This is a genomic window from Galbibacter marinus, from assembly GCF_000300875.1.
Taxonomy (GTDB): domain Bacteria; phylum Bacteroidota; class Bacteroidia; order Flavobacteriales; family Flavobacteriaceae; genus Galbibacter; species Galbibacter marinus.
On sequence record NZ_AMSG01000002.1, the window covers coordinates 342,300 to 363,297 of the forward strand.

At 36.9% G+C, this 20,998-nt stretch carries 15 protein-coding genes; 12 read left to right on the forward strand and 3 right to left on the reverse strand.

Features of this window, described 5'->3' with window-relative positions; genetic code table 11:
- The 10 genes from I215_RS03235 (at position 1) to I215_RS03280 (ending at position 14,993) form a co-directional block, all read left to right on the forward strand.
- A complete protein-coding gene (locus tag I215_RS03235) occupies positions 1-3,036 on the forward strand; it encodes a beta-L-arabinofuranosidase domain-containing protein (RefSeq protein ID WP_008990521.1) in 3,036 nt (1,011 codons plus the stop codon).
- 66 nt (positions 3,037-3,102) lie between these two features.
- Complete coding sequence (locus tag I215_RS03240) at positions 3,103-5,808, forward strand: DUF5695 domain-containing protein (protein ID WP_008990522.1); 2,706 nt, start codon at positions 3,103-3,105, stop codon at positions 5,806-5,808.
- A 603-nt stretch (positions 5,809-6,411) separates the two neighbouring features.
- Positions 6,412-6,936 carry an RNA polymerase sigma factor gene (locus tag I215_RS03245; RefSeq protein ID WP_008990523.1) on the forward strand — a complete coding sequence of 175 codons (525 nt, stop codon included), beginning with the start codon at positions 6,412-6,414 and terminating at the stop codon, positions 6,934-6,936.
- 42 nt (positions 6,937-6,978) lie between these two features.
- A complete protein-coding gene (locus I215_RS03250) occupies positions 6,979-7,194 on the forward strand; it encodes a hypothetical protein (RefSeq protein ID WP_040459788.1) in 216 nt (71 codons plus the stop codon).
- Positions 7,191-8,036 carry a FecR family protein gene (locus I215_RS03255; RefSeq protein ID WP_008990525.1) on the forward strand — a complete coding sequence of 282 codons (846 nt, stop codon included), beginning with the start codon at positions 7,191-7,193 and terminating at the stop codon, positions 8,034-8,036. Before I215_RS03250 ends, I215_RS03255 begins: the two co-directional genes overlap by 4 nt.
- Positions 8,037-8,139: 103 nt before the next feature.
- Positions 8,140-10,752: a TonB-dependent receptor gene (locus I215_RS03260; RefSeq protein ID WP_008990526.1), complete on the forward strand. Its 2,613-nt coding sequence runs from the start codon at positions 8,140-8,142 to the stop codon at positions 10,750-10,752.
- A gap of 4 nt (positions 10,753-10,756) precedes the next feature.
- Positions 10,757-11,584, forward strand: coding sequence for a DUF4249 domain-containing protein (locus tag I215_RS03265; RefSeq protein ID WP_008990527.1), 828 nt, complete (start codon positions 10,757-10,759; stop codon positions 11,582-11,584).
- A 150-nt stretch (positions 11,585-11,734) separates the two neighbouring features.
- On the forward strand, positions 11,735-12,658 hold the full coding sequence (gene nadA / locus I215_RS03270) for a quinolinate synthase NadA (RefSeq protein WP_040459749.1): 924 nt from the start codon (positions 11,735-11,737) through the stop codon (positions 12,656-12,658).
- Positions 12,659-12,661: 3 nt separating this feature from the next.
- The gene (gene nadB / locus I215_RS03275) at positions 12,662-14,200 is read left to right on the forward strand and encodes an L-aspartate oxidase (protein WP_008990529.1); all 1,539 of its coding nucleotides are present in this window, start codon (positions 12,662-12,664) and stop codon (positions 14,198-14,200) included.
- An 82-nt stretch (positions 14,201-14,282) separates the two neighbouring features.
- Positions 14,283-14,993 (forward strand): class I SAM-dependent methyltransferase, encoded by a 711-nt coding sequence (locus I215_RS03280; protein ID WP_040459790.1) that lies wholly within the window; start codon positions 14,283-14,285, stop codon positions 14,991-14,993.
- A gap of 36 nt (positions 14,994-15,029) precedes the next feature.
- On the opposite strand, the gene I215_RS03285 is transcribed toward I215_RS03280, so the two are convergent.
- Positions 15,030-15,536, reverse strand: coding sequence for a DUF4199 domain-containing protein (locus I215_RS03285; RefSeq protein ID WP_008990531.1), 507 nt, complete (start codon positions 15,534-15,536; stop codon positions 15,030-15,032).
- 884 nt (positions 15,537-16,420) lie between these two features.
- Here I215_RS03285 and I215_RS03290 point away from each other — a divergent pair.
- Entirely contained in the window at positions 16,421-18,058 is a 1,638-nt protein-coding gene (locus I215_RS03290; protein WP_040459750.1) for a sulfatase family protein, read from the forward strand.
- 106 nt (positions 18,059-18,164) lie between these two features.
- Here the strand turns inward: I215_RS03290 and I215_RS03295 are convergent, their stop codons facing one another.
- Both I215_RS03295 and I215_RS03300 read right to left on the reverse strand, forming a co-directional pair.
- Positions 18,165-18,860, reverse strand: coding sequence for an LrgB family protein (locus I215_RS03295; protein ID WP_008990533.1), 696 nt, complete (start codon positions 18,858-18,860; stop codon positions 18,165-18,167).
- The gene (locus I215_RS03300; protein ID WP_008990534.1) at positions 18,860-19,192 is read right to left on the reverse strand and encodes a CidA/LrgA family protein; all 333 of its coding nucleotides are present in this window, start codon (positions 19,190-19,192) and stop codon (positions 18,860-18,862) included. The genes I215_RS03295 and I215_RS03300 overlap by 1 nt, the downstream gene beginning before the upstream one ends.
- A 403-nt stretch (positions 19,193-19,595) precedes the next feature.
- On the opposite strand from I215_RS03300, the gene I215_RS03305 reads away from it, so the two are divergent.
- Positions 19,596-20,960, forward strand: a complete 1,365-nt coding sequence (locus I215_RS03305; RefSeq protein WP_008990535.1) for a family 43 glycosylhydrolase — start codon at positions 19,596-19,598, stop codon at positions 20,958-20,960.
- Positions 20,961-20,998: the final 38 nt, after the last annotated feature.

The following is a 20,998-nucleotide window of genomic DNA, read 5'->3' on the forward strand; positions in this document are numbered from 1 at the left end:
ATGAAACTAGCTAAATTACTGACAATAACCATTATGGCCCTTTGTGGCCTGTTTACTACTGGATTACGGGCTCAGGAAGGAGACCAAATTTTGGATGGTATAGGAGAAACAGCCTTGACAGCGCGCTATGTGTTTGATGGCGATTTAAGAGATTGGTCTCGTAACAACTTACATGCCCAGTATAACGGAACAGAAGTGGATTTTGTTAAAGATGATGTGTTTGGGGAGGTAGCATGGCTTAAACCAGAGGATATAAATGGTATTAAACTTCCTAATAAACTTATAACCACGGAAGAATCTTTGACCATTTCAGGATGGTTTACTTTAGAGTCTGCTATAGGAGTAAGTTTATTAGACTTTGGTGCCAATGAGCAAAACCATTTTTCAATAGGTGTATTTGATGGCAATTTAATTGCTAAGATAGTGACAAAGAACAAAGAAGTTCAGACTAAAAAAGAAGATATAAAACCTAAGAATTGGCATCATTTTGCAGTGATCTATAATATCGTAACCAGTACATTAGAGCTTTATGTTGATGGCAAACTGGAGGACACCACAAAGATTTCAAATAATGGATTATTGCAGTTATTAGGACTTGAAAGTTCAGACAATTCTAACTTCTACATCGGACAAGCAATCACAGGAGAAAAAAGAAGAGATCAGGTGAAGCTTCACGATTTTAGAGTATATCACGTCGCCTTAAGCGCTCAACAGATACAGAGGATCTATCGCTCCTCCATGGAAGGTGAAGCTGTGGTGAATGAGCGTCAACAAGAAGATGATAAATTACCTAAATTTGACCCCGATACTCCTCAACTTTTTAATGCTTACTTAAAGAGTATTGAGGATATAGAGGTGACCACTAATGTCGGGGAGCTTCCAAGACTACCTTCTTATGTGCAGGCTGAGTATGATCAAGGTATAAATAAGGATGAGGTACGGGTTATTTGGCCCGCTCCAAAGGATAATGAAAATGTTCAAAAGGTTGGGACCTACACCGTTGAAGGTAAAATTCCTGGAACATCATTTAAGCCTAAAGCTTTGGTTTCTGTGAAGGATGCCTCCCTAGAAGCACCAGAGCGAATGGTAACATCTTTTAAATTGAGTCAGGTGCACTTGAATAAAGATTCTAAAGGCAGGGGGACTAAGTTTATTGAAAACAGAGATAAGTTCGTAAATACCCTAGCGAAAACCGATCCCGATTCATTTTTATACATGTTTAGAAATGCCTTTGGAGTATCGCAGCCACAAGACGCTAAGCCTCTTGGCGTTTGGGATTCTCAAGAAACCAAACTCAGAGGACATGCAACAGGTCACTATCTAACAGCTATAGCTCAAGCCTATGCCAGTAGCTCTTATGATGAGCAACTCAAGGAGCTTTTTGCTCAAAAGATGAACTATATGGTAGAGACTTTATATGATTTATCAAAATTATCAGGCCAGCCCATAAATTCTGGTGGTGAACATGTTTCAGACCCGACCAAGGTACCTTTTGGGCCTGGGAAAACGGATTATAATTCTGACCTAAGTGAGCAAGGTATCCGAAATGATTATTGGAATTGGGGTACTGGGTATATTAGCGCATATCCACCAGATCAGTTTATAATGCTGGAGAGCGGCGCTACCTATGGAGGACAAAATGATCAAATATGGGCTCCATATTACACCCTTCACAAAATCTTAGCAGGATTATTGGATGTGTATGAGATTAGCGGAAATAAAAAAGCGCTTTCTGTAGCTCAAGGAATGGGGGATTGGGTTTCTGCTCGTATGGTTGAACTTCCAACTTCAACACTTATTAGTATGTGGAATCGCTATATAGCTGGAGAATATGGCGGAATGAATGAAGTTATGGCACGCCTGTACCGTCTTACTGGGACAGAGTCTTATCTTAAAGTTGCTGGTTTATTTGATAATATTAAAATGTTCTATGGTGATGCTCAACATACCCATGGCTTAGCCAAAAATGTAGATACATTTAGAGGACTGCATTCCAATCAACATATTCCGCAAATAGTCGGTGCCTTGGAGATGTATCGCGATACCGATGAGGTTGAATATTTTAAAATAGCGGATAATTTCTGGTTTAAAGCAACTCATGATTATATGTATAGTATCGGAGGAGTTGCTGGAGCACGGAATCCTGCAAATGCAGAATGCTTTCCAGTGCAGCCGGCGACCCTTTACGAGAATGGATTTTCTTCTGGTGGTCAAAATGAGACTTGTGCAACATATAATATGTTGAAACTCACTAGAGACTTATTCTTTTTTGAACCCAAAGCCCAATTGATGGATTATTATGAGCGTGGGCTTTACAATCATATTTTGGCTTCAGTAGCAAAAGATAGCCCAGCTAATACCTATCATGTACCACTTCTACCTGGTTCTGTAAAACATTTTGGCAATCCTGATATGACTGGATTCACCTGTTGTAATGGGACGGCTATTGAAAGTAGTACTAAGCTTCAGAATTCTATCTATTTTAAAGGAAAGGACAATAAAAGTTTATATGTTAATCTTTTTATCCCTTCTACACTACATTGGACAGAGCGCAATATTGAGATCCAGCAGGTTACTTCTTTTCCTAAAGAGGATAACACGACTTTGAAGGTTACAGGGAAAGGTCGATTTGATTTAAAGCTCCGAGTGCCAAATTGGGCAACAAATGGCTATCATGTAAGTATCAATGGAAAAGAAATGGATATACAGGTTACACCAGGAAGTTATTTGAGCATTGATCGTAAATGGAAAAATGGTGATATCATTGAGTTGTCTATGCCTTTTGATTTTAGATTGGAACCAGTAATGGATCAACAAAATATTGCTAGCTTATTTTATGGTCCAGTTCTGCTGGCAGCCCAAGAAGAGTCTCCGCTAACCCATTGGCGTAAAGTTACTTTTGATGCTGAGCAAATTGGAAAATTTATTAAGGGGGATCCTTCTACTTTGGAGTTTAATTACAAGGGTATTGAATTTAAACCCTTTTATCAGAGTTATGGGCGACATTCTGTTTATCTGGACGTAAGTTTGGATTAACCCTAAAAAGGTGACGAAGAGTGTTTTCATATAGATTTTTAAAATCAACGAACTAACTAATAGAAAATGATAACTATAAAAAATATAGGAATAAAAATTCAGTTGTTATTGATCGCTACATTAATGTGTTCAATAAGTTTAAATGCTCAATCCTACTGGGATAAGGTAAACAAGCGTGAATCTACTCTTGGAATAGAAAATGGATATGAAGATTATAAGACCAAAAACTTTACTCTTAAACTAGTTAATGCCTCTCAAACCGTTGCTGGCCTCTATGCTAGTGGGGAGCAATTTGATTTTACTCCAGGTGAGCGAATAGCGATTCGTGATAAAGATAGCCTATACCATCTTGGTGACATTAATTTAACCCTTAAAAAGGGTCAAAATTCTTGGCAGTTATATTCTTCTGCTTATCAAAGAAAGGCTGTTTCTCCGCTAAATGTCAGTGGAACTACTTTAGCGGCCTCTGATATGTCAAATACCTTCCCAGACCATATGCCAGTGAATGTAAAGCGTTATTATCAGGAAGAGGATGGTGATCTGGTTCTTCGATTTGTAATTACCAATACCTCAGCTGAAAATGTCGAGATTGGTGCTCTTGGAGTACCGATGATATTCAACAATATTTTGGAAGGAAAATCTTTGGATCAGGCGCATGCAGATAATGTTTTTTTCGATCCTTACATAGGTTTGGATGCAGGATATCTGGAGGTAAAACACTTAAATGGAAAAGGAAAAGCATTATTGGTTATCCCTGAGAAAAATATGCCTTTTGAGGCGTATCGTCCATTGTTAGATGATCCTACCCCAAGAAGTATTGTGTTTGAAGGTTTTCACGAGTGGATGTCGATGAGTAAGTCTTATGCAGAAAATCAGTGGAAAGGTGTTCAACAGTGGAACACGCCAACTTCAATGGTATTAGAACCAGGGGAAGTGAAAGAATTTGCGCTTAAGTTTACTTTAGCCGATGATCTTAGGTCCATCTCAGAGCGTCTTTCAGATCATAAAATGGCAGTGGGTGTTGGAATCCCGGGATACGTATTGCCTATGGATGTCAAGGGAAGCCTGTTTGTCAAATCCCATAGTGCAATTGAATCCATATCTGTTACCCCTAAAGGAGCGCTTACCATTACGGAAGATAAAAGGCTAAAAAATGGTTATACGAAGTACAATGTGACTGCTAATCAGTGGGGACGTGCCCGAATAGCAATTGTTTATCAGGATGGAAAACAACAAAGTATTCATTACAAGCTCATCAAATCTGAGCAGGATATAGTTAAAGATATGGGAGATTTCTTAACCACTGAGCAGTGGTTTGACAAGGAGGATGACCTATTTAATCGGGCACCTTCGGTAATTTCTTATGATTATCAAACCAAGCGACAACAGACACAGGATAGTCGTGCTTGGATTGCAGGTCTAAGTGACGAGGGTGGAGCTGGTAGTTGGTTAGCAGCAATGATGAAGCAATACGTTCAACCTGATCAAAGTCAGGTAGATAAATTATCGAGCTTTGTCCATGAAACAATTTGGGGTGGTTTACAATATGACTCTGGAAAAAACAAATTTGGGGTAAAGAAAAGTATGTTCTATTATGAACCTGATAGTCTTCCTAAAGGAACCTATAACGACAGTATAAATTACAATACATGGGCCGCTTGGGATCATAAGCATGCAAATGATCCTGGACGTTCTTATAATTATCCACACGTAACTGCGGCGTATTGGGTTGGGTATCGGCTTGCACGGTTTTATGACAATTTGATTGACAAACAGTCTTGGGATTGGTACTTAAAACAATCTTATCATACGGCCATGGCAATGACTGAGCTTGCACCATATTATGCGCAGTTCGGACAAATGGAAGGAACCATATTTTTAAAGTTACTAAAGGATTTGAAGCGAGAGGGTATGGATACTATGGCCACAACCCTTGAGGCAGCCATGAAAAAAAGAGCGGATCATTGGAAATCACTTAATTATCCCTTCGGAAGTGAAATGCCTTGGGATTCGACAGGGCAGGAGGAGGTCTATATGTGGTCGGATTATTTTGGATATGATCAAAAGGCTGATGTGACCTTAAATGCGATTTTGGCCTATATGCCGACGATGCCTCATTGGGCCTATAACGGAAATGCCAGAAGGTATTGGGACTTTTTGTATGGTGGTAAGCTCTCACGAATAGAAAGACAAATTCATCATTATGGTTCTGCCCTTAACGCCATTCCAGTACTAAAGGCTTATCAAAATTCACCTGATGACCTATATCTTTTACGAATTGGATATGGTGGACGATTAGGGGGTATTGCAAATATCACCCAAGATGGATTTGCTCCAGCGGCATTTCATTCCTTCCCCAGTACTTTAGAGATCGACTATCTCTCAGGAGATTACGGTTCTGGTTTCTTTGGCTATGCAGTAAATTCAGCAGCATATTTGGCTCACTCACCAACCTTTGGATGGTTAGCCTTCGGTGGAAATATTACTAAAGAAGGAAGAAAAGTAGAAATGGTCCTTAAAACGGCTTCTAAAAACCAAGTATTTATCTCTGGGGAACAGTTGTTAGTCACCCTTGATGCTGGTTCTATCCATAGTGTGGAGTACGATACCAAAAAGCATCGAGTAAAACTATATCTAAACCCTGGAAATGAATTCACCTCGCATGCCTATTTGAGAGCTAACAAAGAGGTTAAACTTGATTTTAAAAAGGAAAAAGGTAGTTATGAAATACCGTTAGGAAAAGATAAAACTGAAATTGTAATAGCGTTATAGTACAAGATATTCTAATGCAAAATTGTATTGGAAGTTTAGGTCGGAAATTGGTTTGTTTACCGGCGTTAAAGAGGGGGGTGTGATTACTCCCCTTTTTTAATTTTACCGTTTTGTTAACAGGATTTTTAGGAGTCAAGCTAACTCTTAAAATTGTCAAGTATCAATTTTACGCTGTACTTGGTTTGAAAACCTTATGATATATTTAATAATTTTAATTGCAATAATTCATAATTTCTACTGTTAATTTGAATGATCAAAAGATCTGTCAATGAAAAGCACCAACCAACAACTATTTGTTACAACCCTTAGATTTTGTGAACGGAAAAAAGCCAGGAAAGCGGATTTATCTGATAACAGCGAAGTCTATTTTGCTGTTATATCCTTAATTACACCATGATTCTTACAAGGAAATTAATATTAATGTGACTCCTTCTAAATTGCCAACCAAGAACCATAGTATTTCACCTTTGAATCACAAAGATGGGAATATTGTGCTGTGGATAAACTTCATAACACAACCAAATCTCCATAGATACTTACTTCCTAAATCCTTTCTATATGTGGACGTTTTTGAAACAGGAATCGTAAAACTCAAAGGGATTTATGAGTAGGCAACTAATCAAAAGACTTAAAACAGGGGATCAAAAGGCCTTTAAAGAAGTGTACTTACTGTATTATGACAAGCTTATTCATTTGGGAAAGAGTTTTGAACACGGGTTTTTAAGCCCTGACGATTTTGTTCAAGAGACTTTTCTTAAAATATACCACAACCGTGAACAATTAAAGGTGGATGCTCCCTTAGATAAGCAGTTGTATGTTATTTGTAGAAATTTAATTTTAAATAATCTCAAAAGAGATAAAAAGGTTATATCAATCCATGGAAATCTGGTGGATCCTTTTTTTGAGGGTTTAACCTATAGTGAAGATGATCTTCAAATAAAACAAAAATTATTTTACAAATGGGTAGCAGAACTCCCAGACCAGCAACAAAAGGTCTACACATTACACAAGATAGAAAGGTATTCTTACTCTGAAATAGCACAATTGACGAATCTTTCGAAGAAAACAATTGCTAACCATATTTACCTTGCTACAAAATTTATTCAAAAAAAAGTAGCTGAACATTAGGAACTTTTCAAAACCCGATTGTCTAATAATAAAGTGGCAATCGTGAAAGTAGAAAACTATAGAACTAATGTTGAAAATCAGCAGCAGGCGAATTACCTGATTAAAGCGCTCCAATTACATGTCTCTGATTGTCAATTGAACTTTGACCAAAACAATTACTTATTATCTGTAGTCACCAGAAGAGAGATTTCTGAACTTGTCTGTAATGTAGTAACTAAGCAAGGTTTCCTTTGTGAAAAAATAAACAGAAAAGCATGAAAAAAGACGAATTTGATAAAAAATTTGAGAGGTTGTGGAAAGAGAACCCAGAGGTCCAAGACCCAAAATTAAAAGAGTCTTCATGGGAAGTCTTTTCTACTAAAGCATTCCCACAAACAGCTAAGAGAATTGAGAAACGGCGTTGGCAGTGGGCTGCAGCAGCAGTGATTACTGCAATGCTAGCCATAGGAAGCTTGTTGGTTTATCAAAATAGTAATTTCATACAACAGGAAGCCTTTGAGTTAGTTGAAAACACAACTTTACAAGTTAAAAGAGTTCAACTCTCTGATGGTTCTATTATTGAGCTTGATCCCAATTCAAAATTAAAATATGCTAAAAATTTTGAAGAAAACAGGACTATAATATTAAAAGGAACGGCATTTTTTCAAGTTGAAAAAGATAAGAGTCATCCATTTACCGTACAGTGTGACCGAACTACCACCACAGTACTGGGAACTTCTTTTACCATAGGGCAGCAAGGGAAGCAGAGAATTAGTGTACGTCTCTACGAAGGTAGTGTCCGCATGGATATTGCAGACACTCTTGAAAATTGGGTATTAGAACCAGGAGATGAGTTTATTTATGATAATAAACAAGTGAGCATAAAAACCTTTGAACGCTTTATGGATTTTGAAAACGCCAATTTAAAAGATATTGTAACCTACATCGAATCCAATTACCACTACGAATTTATCCTACCAGAAAAGTTGTTGCAACAATCTCTAACACTTCGAATAAACAAAAAAGAACGATTTGAAAATGTGGTACAAATTATCGCTAAAATTTATAACCTAGAACCAGAAATAGATCAGGAATTAAAGACGGTTAAGTTTCACTTATAAACTGAAGGATATATCAAAAGATGAGAAGATCGGAGTCTATCCGCATTAGAATTAACCATGCCTGAAGACCATTTTATTAAACTTAAAAAAAGTACATAATTTTATGAAAAATATATTCTTCATTTTATTTACTCTCGCGACTTTAAGCCTTTGGTCGCAAAATATTACCACTACCATAACACAATCCACAACCCTAAAAGAATTGTTTTCTGATATAGAAGCCCAAATTGATTACAAATTTGCCTATACCGACGATCTTGATATTCAAGGCAAATTTTTTAACCAAGTCGTACGATTAAATGACGTTGAACTCACTGAGCTTATTAACCAACTTAATAATATTCTCCCAATGCAATTCTCTGTAATTGGAGATAATATTACAGTACATCAAGCGAGGGGTAAAAGCCAAGGCTATTTTGTTTATTCTGGTAGGATTACAGATGAGTTCGAAGAACCATTAATTGGTGTAAGTATCCATATTAAAGAAGCAAATACGGGAACTACAACCGATGAAAACGGAAGCTTTTCACTGCGATTGCCTTCCGATACCTATACCGTGAATGTTACCTATATAGGGTATAGAAAGGTTGAAAGAACATTAATGTTAACTCAAAATATAAATCACCATTTTCAATTAGAAATGGACACCCAAACCTTGGAAGAGGTAGTGGTTACGGATCAAAATAGGGCGGTTAATATTAAAAAGCCACAAATGAGTGTGAACCATCTTTCGATGGAACAAATCAAACAAATTCCTGTAGCCATGGGAGAATCCGATCCTTTAAAAGCATTGATGACTCTCCCAGGAGTTACTAATGCGGGTGAAGGGTCATCGGGATTTAATGTACGAGGAGGTGCCGCGGATCAAAATTTGATTTTACTCGATGGCGCGCCCATTTATAGTGATTCTCATCTATTCGGTTTTTTTTCTGTCTTTAATGCGGATGCTGTGAATAGTCTAGACCTATACAAGGGTGGTATTCCTTCTAAATTCGGCGGACGTGTATCCTCCGTACTTGATGTTCAACAACAACAAGGAAACTACCAGGATATGGAAGGAACTGGAGGGATTGGTTTGATTTCGAGTAGGTTGTCACTTAAGGGACCAATTTTAAAAGATAAGCTTTCATACATGGTAGCAGGAAGAGCCTCTTATGCCCATTTGTTTTTAAAGCTTGCTGACAATGATAATTCTGCAATGTTCTACGATATCAATGCGCGACTCAACTATCGCATTGATCAGAACAATAGTATCCACTTTTCTGGCTACTCAGGAAGTGATATGTTTGATCTTAGCGATAACTTTACTAGTACCTATGGAAATATGATGGGCAATTTAGGATGGAAACATACTTTCTCCAATTCCTTGCGCTCTGATCTATCGGTTTTTTATAGCGATTATCGCTTTGAGTTAGCGATAAATACAGAGAATTTCCAGTGGGAAAGTGCTATAAAAAGTTATGGGTTAAAATACGACTGGGTTCATCGTTTATCCGAGCGTTTCCAATTGAATTATGGTATAAATAGTACTTATTACGATTTTAATCCAGGGACATTGGAGCCTCAAACCGAGGACTCCCAGTTTAATTATCGGCAATTGGATAAGAAATACGCCCTTGAAAGCGCTGCATATCTCGATGTTGAGCACAAACTATCAGAAAAACTAAATCTTCGGTATGGACTCCGGTATAGCCTGTATTACAGGTTTGGGGAACAAGAGATCAATACCTATGCACAAAACAATCCTGTGGTTTATAATCCTATTTACAACATATACGAAAAAGGAGAACCTACGGGGTCTATTTCATATGGAAGTGGTGAAAGGCTTGCGGATTTTAATAATTTTGAGCCAAGAATCTCCCTGTCATATGCCTTAAATGATGAGCAGTCCATAAAAGCTAGTTATAACCGTATGGCACAATACATTCATATTGTTTCTAACAGTCAATCGCCAACACCTATGGATATTTGGACCCCTAGCGGGCCATTTATTAAACCACAAATACTCGATCAATACGCTCTGGGATATTTTAGAAATTTCAACAATAAATTGTATTCTTTAGAATCCGAGGTATTCTATAAGAGGGTAAAAAACAGAATTGATTATGTCGATGGTGCAGATTTGTTGGCTAATAATAATATAGAACAAGTTATCCTCAATGGTAAGGCGAGGGCTTACGGTCTGGAATTACTGTTTAGAAAAAACAAAGGTGATTTTACAGGATGGGCTGCCTATACACTGTCAAGGGCGGAACAAAAAACTGTAGGAAGAAGTGAAGAAGAGCCAGGAATCGCCAATGGAAATTGGTATGTGTCTCCTTTTGATAAATTACACAACCTCAATATAGTTGGGAACTACAGGTTGACCGATAAATGGACTTTTAGCGGTAATTTTAGCCTGCAATCAGGACAACCAGTAACTTATCCTAACGGATATTATGAATTTGGGGATATTCACATCCCTAATTTCTCTATGCGAAATGAAAATAGATTGCCGATTTACCATCATCTTGACCTTGCTGCTACCTACACTCCTAAACCGAATAAAACTTCGGGTTGGAGGGGATACTGGGTGTTTAGCATCTACAATATATACAGTCGAAAGAATGCCGCCTCAATTAGGTTTACCACCAATGAAGATACAGGTATAAATGAAGCCAGACGTCTTTCTATTTTTGGAATTGTACCTAGCATTTCCTATAACTTTAAATTTTAAAACCATGAAATATTTATATCACAATCCCCATTTATTAATTCTATGTTTATTGACCCTAATTACTTTGTCCTCATGTGAGGATGTGGTTGATGTCGATTTAGACTCAGGGGAATCTACCATTGTTATTGATGCTGAAATTTTGTGGCAAAAGGGAACTGATGGGAGCCAACAAACGATTCTCATCAGTAGAATGACTGATTATTATAACCAAGAGATTCCAAAGGTAACAGGTGCGGAGGTATTTATTGAGAATCAAAATGGAGATCGTTTTGAATTCCAAGATATTGGGCAAGGCGTTTATCAATGTTTAAATTTCACCCCTGAAGTTAATATGGAGTACACATTAACAGTGGCCGTAGCGGATGAGGTATATACCGCCACAGAAGTTTTGACATCAGTTACTGAAATCATAGACGTTGTTCAATCTCTAGAACCTGACTTCTCTGGTGAGGATGAAATTCAAGTGCAATTCACTTTTCAGGATCCAGCAGATGAAACCAATTTTTACCTTTCGGATTTTGAAACTAATATTCTTTTTTATCGGGAATATGAACTAACCGATGATGAATTCTTTAATGGAAATGTGATTAACAGTGAATTTTCTGATGAGGACCTTAAAGTAGGTGATACCGTTAAAATAACTCATAGAGGGATTTCAGAGCAGTTCTATAATTATATGAATTTAATTTTGGAAACTACAAGTGGTAATCCTTTTGCAACACCTCCAGGTAATATTCGCGGAAATATCTTGAATAAAAATGACCAGGGAACATACGCATTGGGTTACTTTAGACTTAGTGAATCCGATCAGGTTACTCATATTGTTGAATAATGAGTTAGATAATAGACGTTGTTGCATTAGATGGAATTGTATGGTTTAAGGATAGTATCATTTTTATAAATGTTACTGCATTATGACTTTGATCATAGTAATTCGGTTTGCTTGTTTTTAATTTTGCTCGCAAAATTGAAATCAACCAATATGGAGCTTTCCCAAAAAATTACAGAATTAAAAAAGAAGAAGAATGCTGTAATCCTTGCCCATTACTATCAAACTCCTGAAATACAGGATGTCGCTGATTATGTAGGTGATAGTTTAGGACTTTCACAGAAAGTAATTTCCTCTGATGCAGAGATTATTGTTTTCGCTGGTGTCCATTTTATGGCAGAAACGGCAAAGATTTTAAATCCAACTAAAAAAGTGTTACTTCCAGATCTTGCGGCTGGATGTTCCTTGGCGGACTCCTGTCCACCAGATGCGTTTAAAAAAGTCATCGATGAGCATCCAGACCATGTGGTAATCACTTATATCAACTGTTCTGCAGAAATCAAAGCCATGAGTGATTTAGTTTGTACCTCCTCAAATGCAGAACAAATTGTAAACGCTATCCCTAGAGATGTCCCTATATTATTTGCACCAGATAAGAATTTAGGAAAATACATTCAGAAAAAAACTCATAGAGAAATGCTACTTTGGGATGGATCTTGTATTGTTCACGAGGCATTCTCTTTCGATAAACTGCTCAAACTCTATCAAAGTTATCCAGGCTCTAAAATACTCGCTCACCCAGAATCTGAATCCCATGTATTAGAAACGGCCACCTATGTGGGTTCTACTGCGGGAATGATACGTTATGTTAAGGAGCATCCTACTGATGATTACATCGTAGCCACTGAGGCTGGGATTCTGCATAAAATGCAACAAGAGGTGCCTGATACTCTTTTGATTCCAGCGCCCGCAAAGGAAGATAATCACTGCGCTTGTAGTGAATGTGCTTTCATGAAATTAAATACCTTGGAAAAACTTTATAATTGTTTGCTTGATGAGAATCCTCAAATTGTCATAGATCCTAGTATTCAAAAAAAGGCAATTAAACCTATTATTCGAATGTTAGAATTATCATAACCCATGATACATACAGATTTCCTTATTATTGGTTCAGGAATCGCAGGAATGACCTTAGCTGTAAAATTAGCAGAGTATTTTCCAACTAAAAAAGTCATCCTAGTTACAAAGGCTGGAGAATCCAACACCCGTTTTGCTCAAGGTGGAGTAGCAGCTGTACTAGATCAAATCCAAGATTCTTACCAAAAGCACATAGAAGACACTCTAAGGGCAGGCGATGGTCTATGTGATCTAGATGTGGTAAAGCATGTTGTTGAGCAAGGACCGGTACGTATAAAGGAGCTTCTTGACTGGGGGACTCAGTTTGATAGAGGTCCAGAACAACAATTACTCTTATCAAGAGAAGGAGGTCATACCGCGCTGCGTATAGTTCACCACAAAGATTCTACTGGAAAAGAAATTGAACGAGTATTAAGGTTAAGAGTGCAAAACCTAGCTAATATCCAAGTCCTTGAAGATTGTTATGCTTTTGACCTTAAGCTCACTGCAACTATTAAACCAACTAAGCAAACCATTACAGGGGCCCATATATTAGATCAAAACACCCGAGAGGCTACCTTTATTTATGCTCAGACAACAACTCTGGCAACTGGTGGTATAGGTCAATTGTACACTCATACAACAAATCCATCAATTGCAACCGGAGATGGTATTGCAATGGCCCTTCGAGCCAATGCTAAGTTAAAATCCATGGAATTCATCCAATTTCATCCTACGGTCTTCTACGAAAAAAATGCTGGAACGTCATTTTTAATATCTGAGGCCGTTAGAGGATATGGCGCCTATCTTAAAAATTCAAAAGGGCATCGTTTTGTATTGGATTATGACCCTAGAGGGGAATTAGCCTCTAGGGATATTGTATCAAGAGCCATCTATTTGGAATTATCCCATTCTAAAGAAAAATGTGTATATCTTGATTGTACCCATCTTAAGAAAGAAGAATTTAAAAATCATTTCCCTAACATTTATCAAACCTGTTTAAATAGGGGAGTGGATATTTCAAAAAACTGGATTCCCGTGATACCAGCGGTGCATTATTTATGTGGTGGTATTGTGGTGGACGCTTATGGTAAAAGCACTATAGGTAATTTGTTTGCTTGTGGCGAATGTTCATATACTGGGCTTCATGGGGCAAATCGATTGGCTTCTAATTCTCTTTTAGAGGCCCTGGTCTATGCGCATTCCATATTTGAATATCACAAAAGGTCTTTTAGTAAAGAAATTGTTTTTGATTCCATAGATCCACCTGCAATCAAATCCTATACAGTAGTAGAGGAATCAAATCAGATTAAAGAAAAGTTAGATGAACTTCAGACTTTAATGTCTGAAAATGCAGGTATTGTAAGAAGTACAGAGCAATTAATTCAAGCAAGGGTAAAACTTAAAACCCTTTCAAAGGCGCTTCAAACAAGTATTCCTAAAACATTTATCAATACAGGATTATGTGAATATCGAAATATGCTAGCTGTGGCACAAATGATCATTGAACATTCCATCGCTCGAAAAGAAAACGTAGGAGGCTATTACAACAGCCAACTTTAATTGATGGTGTTTTTGGCCGTAACCAACAAGTTCTAAGGATCTTTAGATGTGATTTATGGTTGGATTTATTACCTTTGGTTGCATGAAATCAACCATAGAAGAAATAGAAAAACGATTTGATCAAGATGTTGAACGATTTTCAAATCTAGACACCGGACAAGCCACCACATTAGATGCGGCTTTTAATTTAGAACTAATTACCCAAGCGATCTCGAAAGAATATCCCGATGGAATTTCAGTGCTCGATGTGGGCTGTGGAGCAGGAAATTACAGTGTAAAACTGGCTCAAAAAGTTAAGGATGTACAATACACCTTATTGGATTTAAGTAAACCAATGTTGGAGAAAGCAACTCAGCGGTTAAATAGTTTAACAAGTCAAAAAATAATAGCGGTAAAAGGTGATTTTAGAGACCAAGATTTAAAGCAGGGTCATTATGATGTTATTATAGCCACTGCTGTTTTACACCATCTTCGGGATGATACTGATTGGGAAACTGCATTTAAAAAGCTTTATAACCTTTTAAAACCTGGTGGAAGTATTTGGATTTTCGATTTAGTACAACAGCATACCGACGCCTTACAGGGGTATATCTATAAAGATTTGTATGGAGCCTATCTTACGCAGTTAGGGGGAGAGGGTTACCGCGACAAAGTTTTTGCTTATATAGAAAAAGAGGATAGCCCAAGAAGTCTTATGTATCAATTAGAATTATTACAAAAAGTTGGTTTTACTGCTGTTGATGTATTGCATAAGAATTTGTGCTTTGCGTCTTTTGTGGGCTTTAAAAACTAACCTTTCATTTATAAATTGACAACAATACTAAGCAAACTACAAATTAGTTCTTTTTTTAGACTTTACATTGTTGTGCTTGGATAAGGTGTGTTTACTCCCTTCTATGGTATTCCAACTGTCTTTGAACAATTGCATAAAAGCCAGAGTCATTACCACGGTGGTTGCGAGTCCCATTAGAAAGATCGTTAAAATTAACATACCATTGCCTGCAAACCAATCAAACTCCCATTTTGTCATGAATTCTTGGGTAAAGTTTGGATTTAGTTCTGTGATGTAAAGGGTTGAAAACAGGGTAAAGATAACCGTTGCAGAAAATCCAGTAACTATTCCTGCAGCAAAACCGAATTGGTATCTAAAGGATTCTTTTTCAATTCTTTTTAACTTTTGTATAGCCAGATAGATTCCCGTCCCTGTAATTAAAACATTGGCTGCGCTAAAGGCTGCATGTGTATGTAAACCCACTAGTGCTAATAGTAGAAAATAAATAATTAAAACTACTCCAGTAATCATTCCGTACTTAAGGGCTGTTTTTTGAACTTCCATGAGTGCTATTTAATTTAAATCCGTTCTTACAAGTTAAGGCATTTTTCAAGACATGTGTGTCCTATTAAATAAAATTTTTACTCCAATTGGCAAATATTGATTTATTTTTCAGCTCTTTTTTTAAGGATTAAAGTAATACACAAGTACCGATTGTTGCCTTTTTATAAACCCTATTGTTTACTGTTTGTACTTAGCAATGCTACATGAAAAATGGATTTAATTTATTGTACTTTAATGGATTAGTTTGTTTTATCTTTTGATTTTGTTAGTGTTTTTAAAACTGGATTATGTGTGATGTAACCCAAAAGTACCCGTGATGTATCCCTAATGTAGCCGTAAAATTTAACAGTTAATTGACTTTATTGATATCTTGTACACCGAAATAAGATTAAGTAATCTGTTTAAAAAATTCTTTGAAAATCAGACTAGAGGTAAAAGGGTAATTATTCTAATCTACATGGACTATATTGGGTAATCTACATGAGAAACTTAATTCTTTTTTGTTGCACTTTACTCCATAGACTAACCATGTCTGTACAATAGAGATCGATGACCTCAAATGCATAGTTAGAATTACTGGCTCTAGCCTTGCAACGGCATTAAATTCATAACCATAGAAATCGTTTACAATAAATAACTATAGGAGTATTAAATACTTCGTAAAATGATACAAAATAACATTTATATGAATACAAAGATTAGCTGGATATATTCCAGTGATTAGGTTGGTTGGTAAAACTCCCCGAAGTGAATTCAGCGGGGAGTTTTGAATTAAACAAAAAATTGTACTGCATAGTTCAATGTCTATTAATCACAATGAAATATTTCTAGGGACAATTAACTACAACTTCATTTAAAACTAAAACTATTAACTCTATCGCAATATGAATTTTATAAAATGTAATATAATTCTCTTTCTATTTTTGATGGCATTCTCTAGTTGTGCTGAGCGAGAAAAAAAACAAATAAAATCAAAACCAAATATTGTTTTTATCATGTCTGATGATCATGGATACCAGGCCATAAGTGCCTATAATGATCAATTGATACAAACTCCAAATATCGATCGGATTGCTAAAGAAGGGATGTTATTTACAAATGCATCGGTAACCAATTCCATATGTGCCCCATCGAGAGCAGTAATTTTGACAGGAAAACACAGCCATATGAATGGTAAAATTGACAATCTTAGTGCGTTTGATACCACTAATGTTACCTTTCCTCAACTACTTCAAAAAGCGGGATATCAAACGGCTATGTTTGGAAAATTACATTTTGGGAACAATCCTAAAGGGTTTGATGAATTTAAAATTCTACCTGGGCAGGGTAGTTATTATAACCCTGATTTTATTACCAATAAAGGAGATACCACGGTTGTGGGTTATGTCACTGATATTATTACCGATTTGTCCATTGATTGGTTAGATCACAGACGCGATCCAGAGAAACCTTTTTTGTTGATGTATTTGCATAAAGCACCCCATCGCGCTTGGCTACCTGCCCAGAGATATTTACAGGAGTTTGCTGGGAAAACTTTTCCATTACCAGAAACTCTATTTGACGATTATAAAAGAAATACCACTGGAGGTGTAGATATAAGCCCTTATAGCTTGGCATCACAAAGTGCAGAGATGGGTATTAAAAAACACATGACCCTGGTTTATGACAATAAGATATATACGGAAACCTTAGAAGATTTAGGAATTAAGGAACCTTATATGCAAAGCGACCCAACAGAGCGTATGAACTCTGAGCAACGAATTGCTTGGAAGAAGACATATGACCCTATTAACCAGGCCTTCAAAGAGGCATATCCAACCATGGATGATTCAACCTTAACGGTTTGGAAGTACCAACGATATTTGCAGGACTATTTAGCAACCATAGCCTCGGTGGACGAGAATGTTGGAAGGTTACTTGATTATCTGGATAAAAATCAGCTGAGTGAGAACACCATAGTGGTGTATACTTCAGATCAAGGGTTTTACTTAGGAGAGCATGGGTGGTTTGATAAGCGGTTTATGTATGAAGAATCTTTTAAAACGCCTTTGTTAATTAAATGGCCTTTTAAGATTACCCCAGGCATAACAGAAGATCAAATGGTTCAAAACCTTGATTTTGCCCAGACCTTTTTAGAAATTGCTGGAGTGGAGGCTCCTAAGGATATGCAAGGTAAAAGCCTTGTTCCAATTCTAACGGGAGAAGATGAGCATTGGGATAGGGATGCGGTCTATTATCATTATTATGAGTATCCTGCAGAGCACAGCGTGAAGAGACATTATGGTGTTGCTACAAAGGAGTATAAATTAATACATTTTTATTATGATATTGATCAGTGGGAGCTGTACGACCGAATAAACGACCCAAATGAGCTTCACAATCTATATTATGATCCCGCCTATAGTGATGTGGTGGAAATGATGACTACAAAGTTAAAAGAAGTACGTGCAAAGTATAAGGATTCCCCTGAAAACGATCAGCGTTTTATAGAATCCTATAATCAAAAAATTGAAAATAAATAATTATACTGAATTAGGGGAACATCTTAATTAAGGCATATTTAAAAAGGAACCAGTGGCTTATTTAACTGAAGTTAAATGCCTTTGGTTCCTTTTTTAACTTATCTAATCATGTGAGTAGCCACTGAAGAATATAGGGCGCTAATAGGGCAGTTACTAGCCCATTAAAACACATCGCTAAACCACTATATACTCCGGAAGAAGTGCTGATTTCAAAGGCGCGAGCTGTTCCAATCCCATGAGCACTAGTGCCTAGAGCAGTCCCGATAGCTAAGGGACTGGTTATACCCAATTTTCGTAGAAAAGGAGCTCCAATGGCATTGCCAAGAATACCAGTTATAATTACAATTCCAGCTGTAATCTCTGGAAGACCTTCGGTGATTTTGGTTATTTCAATGGCAATAGGGGTAGTGACTGATTTTGCAATCAATGATTTGGCAAGAATTTCAGGAGAGTTCCACAGGTATAAAATACCAAGTACAGAGAGCATTCCTGTAAGTCCACCTAGGATAACAGAAATTATAAAAGGCTTTAGGTCTTGTTTTAATTCCTGAAGTTTTTCATATAAAAATACTCCCAAGGCAACCACAGAAGGGCCTAGGAAAAAACTGATGTATTTCCCTCCAATATTGTATTGTTTGAAGTCAATATTCAAGACTAAGAGTACTATAATAATGATCACAACCGATACTAGTATCCTGTTAAAGAGAATGTAATCAAACCTTCGTTTTAACAGCCCTGAAAGATAATAGGCCAAAATCGTTAAGGTTACCCCAAAGATTGGTTGTTCAAAGAATACCTCCATTATTTATGGAATGTCTGAAACAATAAACCCGTGAGATACAGGCATAATAAGGTGCTAAAAATTACGGCTACGGAAATTGGGATCCAGTGTTGGCTTAGAACATCTGCATATACCATTAAACCAACGCCGTAGGGAATAAAAAACACCACTAAATATTTGATTAGAAAATCGGATGCAGGCTTGACGTCTTTTAATTGAATTATCTTTAAGTACAGTGCTAAGAAAATTAGCCCCATTCCTATGATGTTTCCTGCTATGGGTAGCTGGAAAAAATACTGCAAAGATTCACCTATGAGTAAAAAAAGAAAAATCAGTAATAGGGATTTTATCATGCGAATTGATTTTTATATTTATTGCACTTGGTGTGCCAAATTTAAGCTCAAATATACCGTTTTTCTATGTGATACATAATACAGAGCTGGTAAAAGTGCAATGTTGATTTTAATACTACATAAGTCGAAAACTACCCTTATTTTGGTCAATTTGTATCCCATTAGCCCCATTGCCCTTATATCTTTAACATCATATGTTATAAAACGATATGAATATGTAACAAAGGGCTACCGTTGTCCTTCTATTATCTGATATATTTGATACGGATCCATAGACTAAATCATTACATGGAGTAGCAAGTCTTTCCTAATAGGATCACTTTTCGTATTCTTACCTGAGGTCAGGTTAGGAAATTGAACAGATTGCTATAGAAACAACATTTAAACTTTAATTTTATATATAATGAATACTGCCTTTTTGAATTTTAAAATTCATACTATTCTAAAATTACTTTTTTTTCTAGTTCTGAGTGTATCCTACGGGCAGAACCCTTTAATTACGGATCAGTTTACCGCTGACCCAACGGCAAGAGTATTTAATGGTAAGCTATATGTTTATCCTTCGCATGATATAATACCCCCCGAGGGCCAGGGGCGTGCGGAATGGTTTAATATGGCAGATTATCACGTGTTTTCGTCTGAAAACCTAACAGAGTGGGAGGATCACGGAGTAATTCTTAGTCAAAAGGATGTTCCTTGGGGAGATCCTGAGGCATACAGTATGTGGGCGCCAGATATCATGGAGCGTGATGGAAAATATTATTTCTATTTCCCTAATAGGATAAAAGATGCTGACGATGGTGAAGGAGGCTTTTCCATCGGAGTAGCTATTTCTGACACTCCAGAAGGTCCTTTTAAAGCGCATCCTACACCCATTGAAGGTGTAGAAGGAATTGATCCAAATGTATTTATTGACAAGGACGGACAGGGATATCTTTTCTGGTCGCAAAGTAAAATTTATGGCGCTAAGCTAAAAGACAATATGCTAGAACTCGCCTCAGAGCCTAAGACTTTTATGGAATTACCACAAAAAGGACATATGGAGGGACCTTTTGTCTTTGAGCGTGACGGACTTTATTATATGACCTACCCGCATGTGGCAAATAAAACAGAGCGACTCGAATATGCTGTTAGTGATCATCCATTAGGAACCTATACACATAAAGGCGTTATTATGGATGAATCAGCAAAAGGTACCTGGACAAATCATCACTCAATAACAAAGTATAAAGATCAGTGGTATTTGTTTTATCACGATAGTGAACTCTCGCCTAATTTTGATAAAACACGTTCGATTCGAGCAGACAGCCTGTTCTTTGACAATAATGGGAATATCAAAAAGGTGCTTCCTACATTAAGAGGGGTAGGGATATCTTCTGCTTATAACGAAATTCAATTCGACCGTTATAGCAGTGTAAATGGAAGTGGTGTTCGCTTTGAGTACCTTGATGCACAGGATACCTTTAAGGGATGGATGCTTGTTTTTACGGATCCAGATGCTACAGTACGTTACAATAAAGTTGATTTTGGTGATACTTCGCCCAAAGAACTTCTTGTCAATGTAAATGTAACTCATAAAAGTACAGGAAGTCTTGAAATTAGGGATGCTAGTGGAAATGTGATCGCTCAAACCAGTTTAAATCCAACCGATGGATTTAAAGCTGTTACAATTCCGATTGACCCTAAGTTAACAGGTGTCAAAGATTTACTTTTAGAGCTTAAAGGTAAGGGAGTAATTCAAATCGATTGGCTACAGTTCGTAAAGTAGCCGAGAGTACTAACTTTAATTCATCAACCAATTGAACA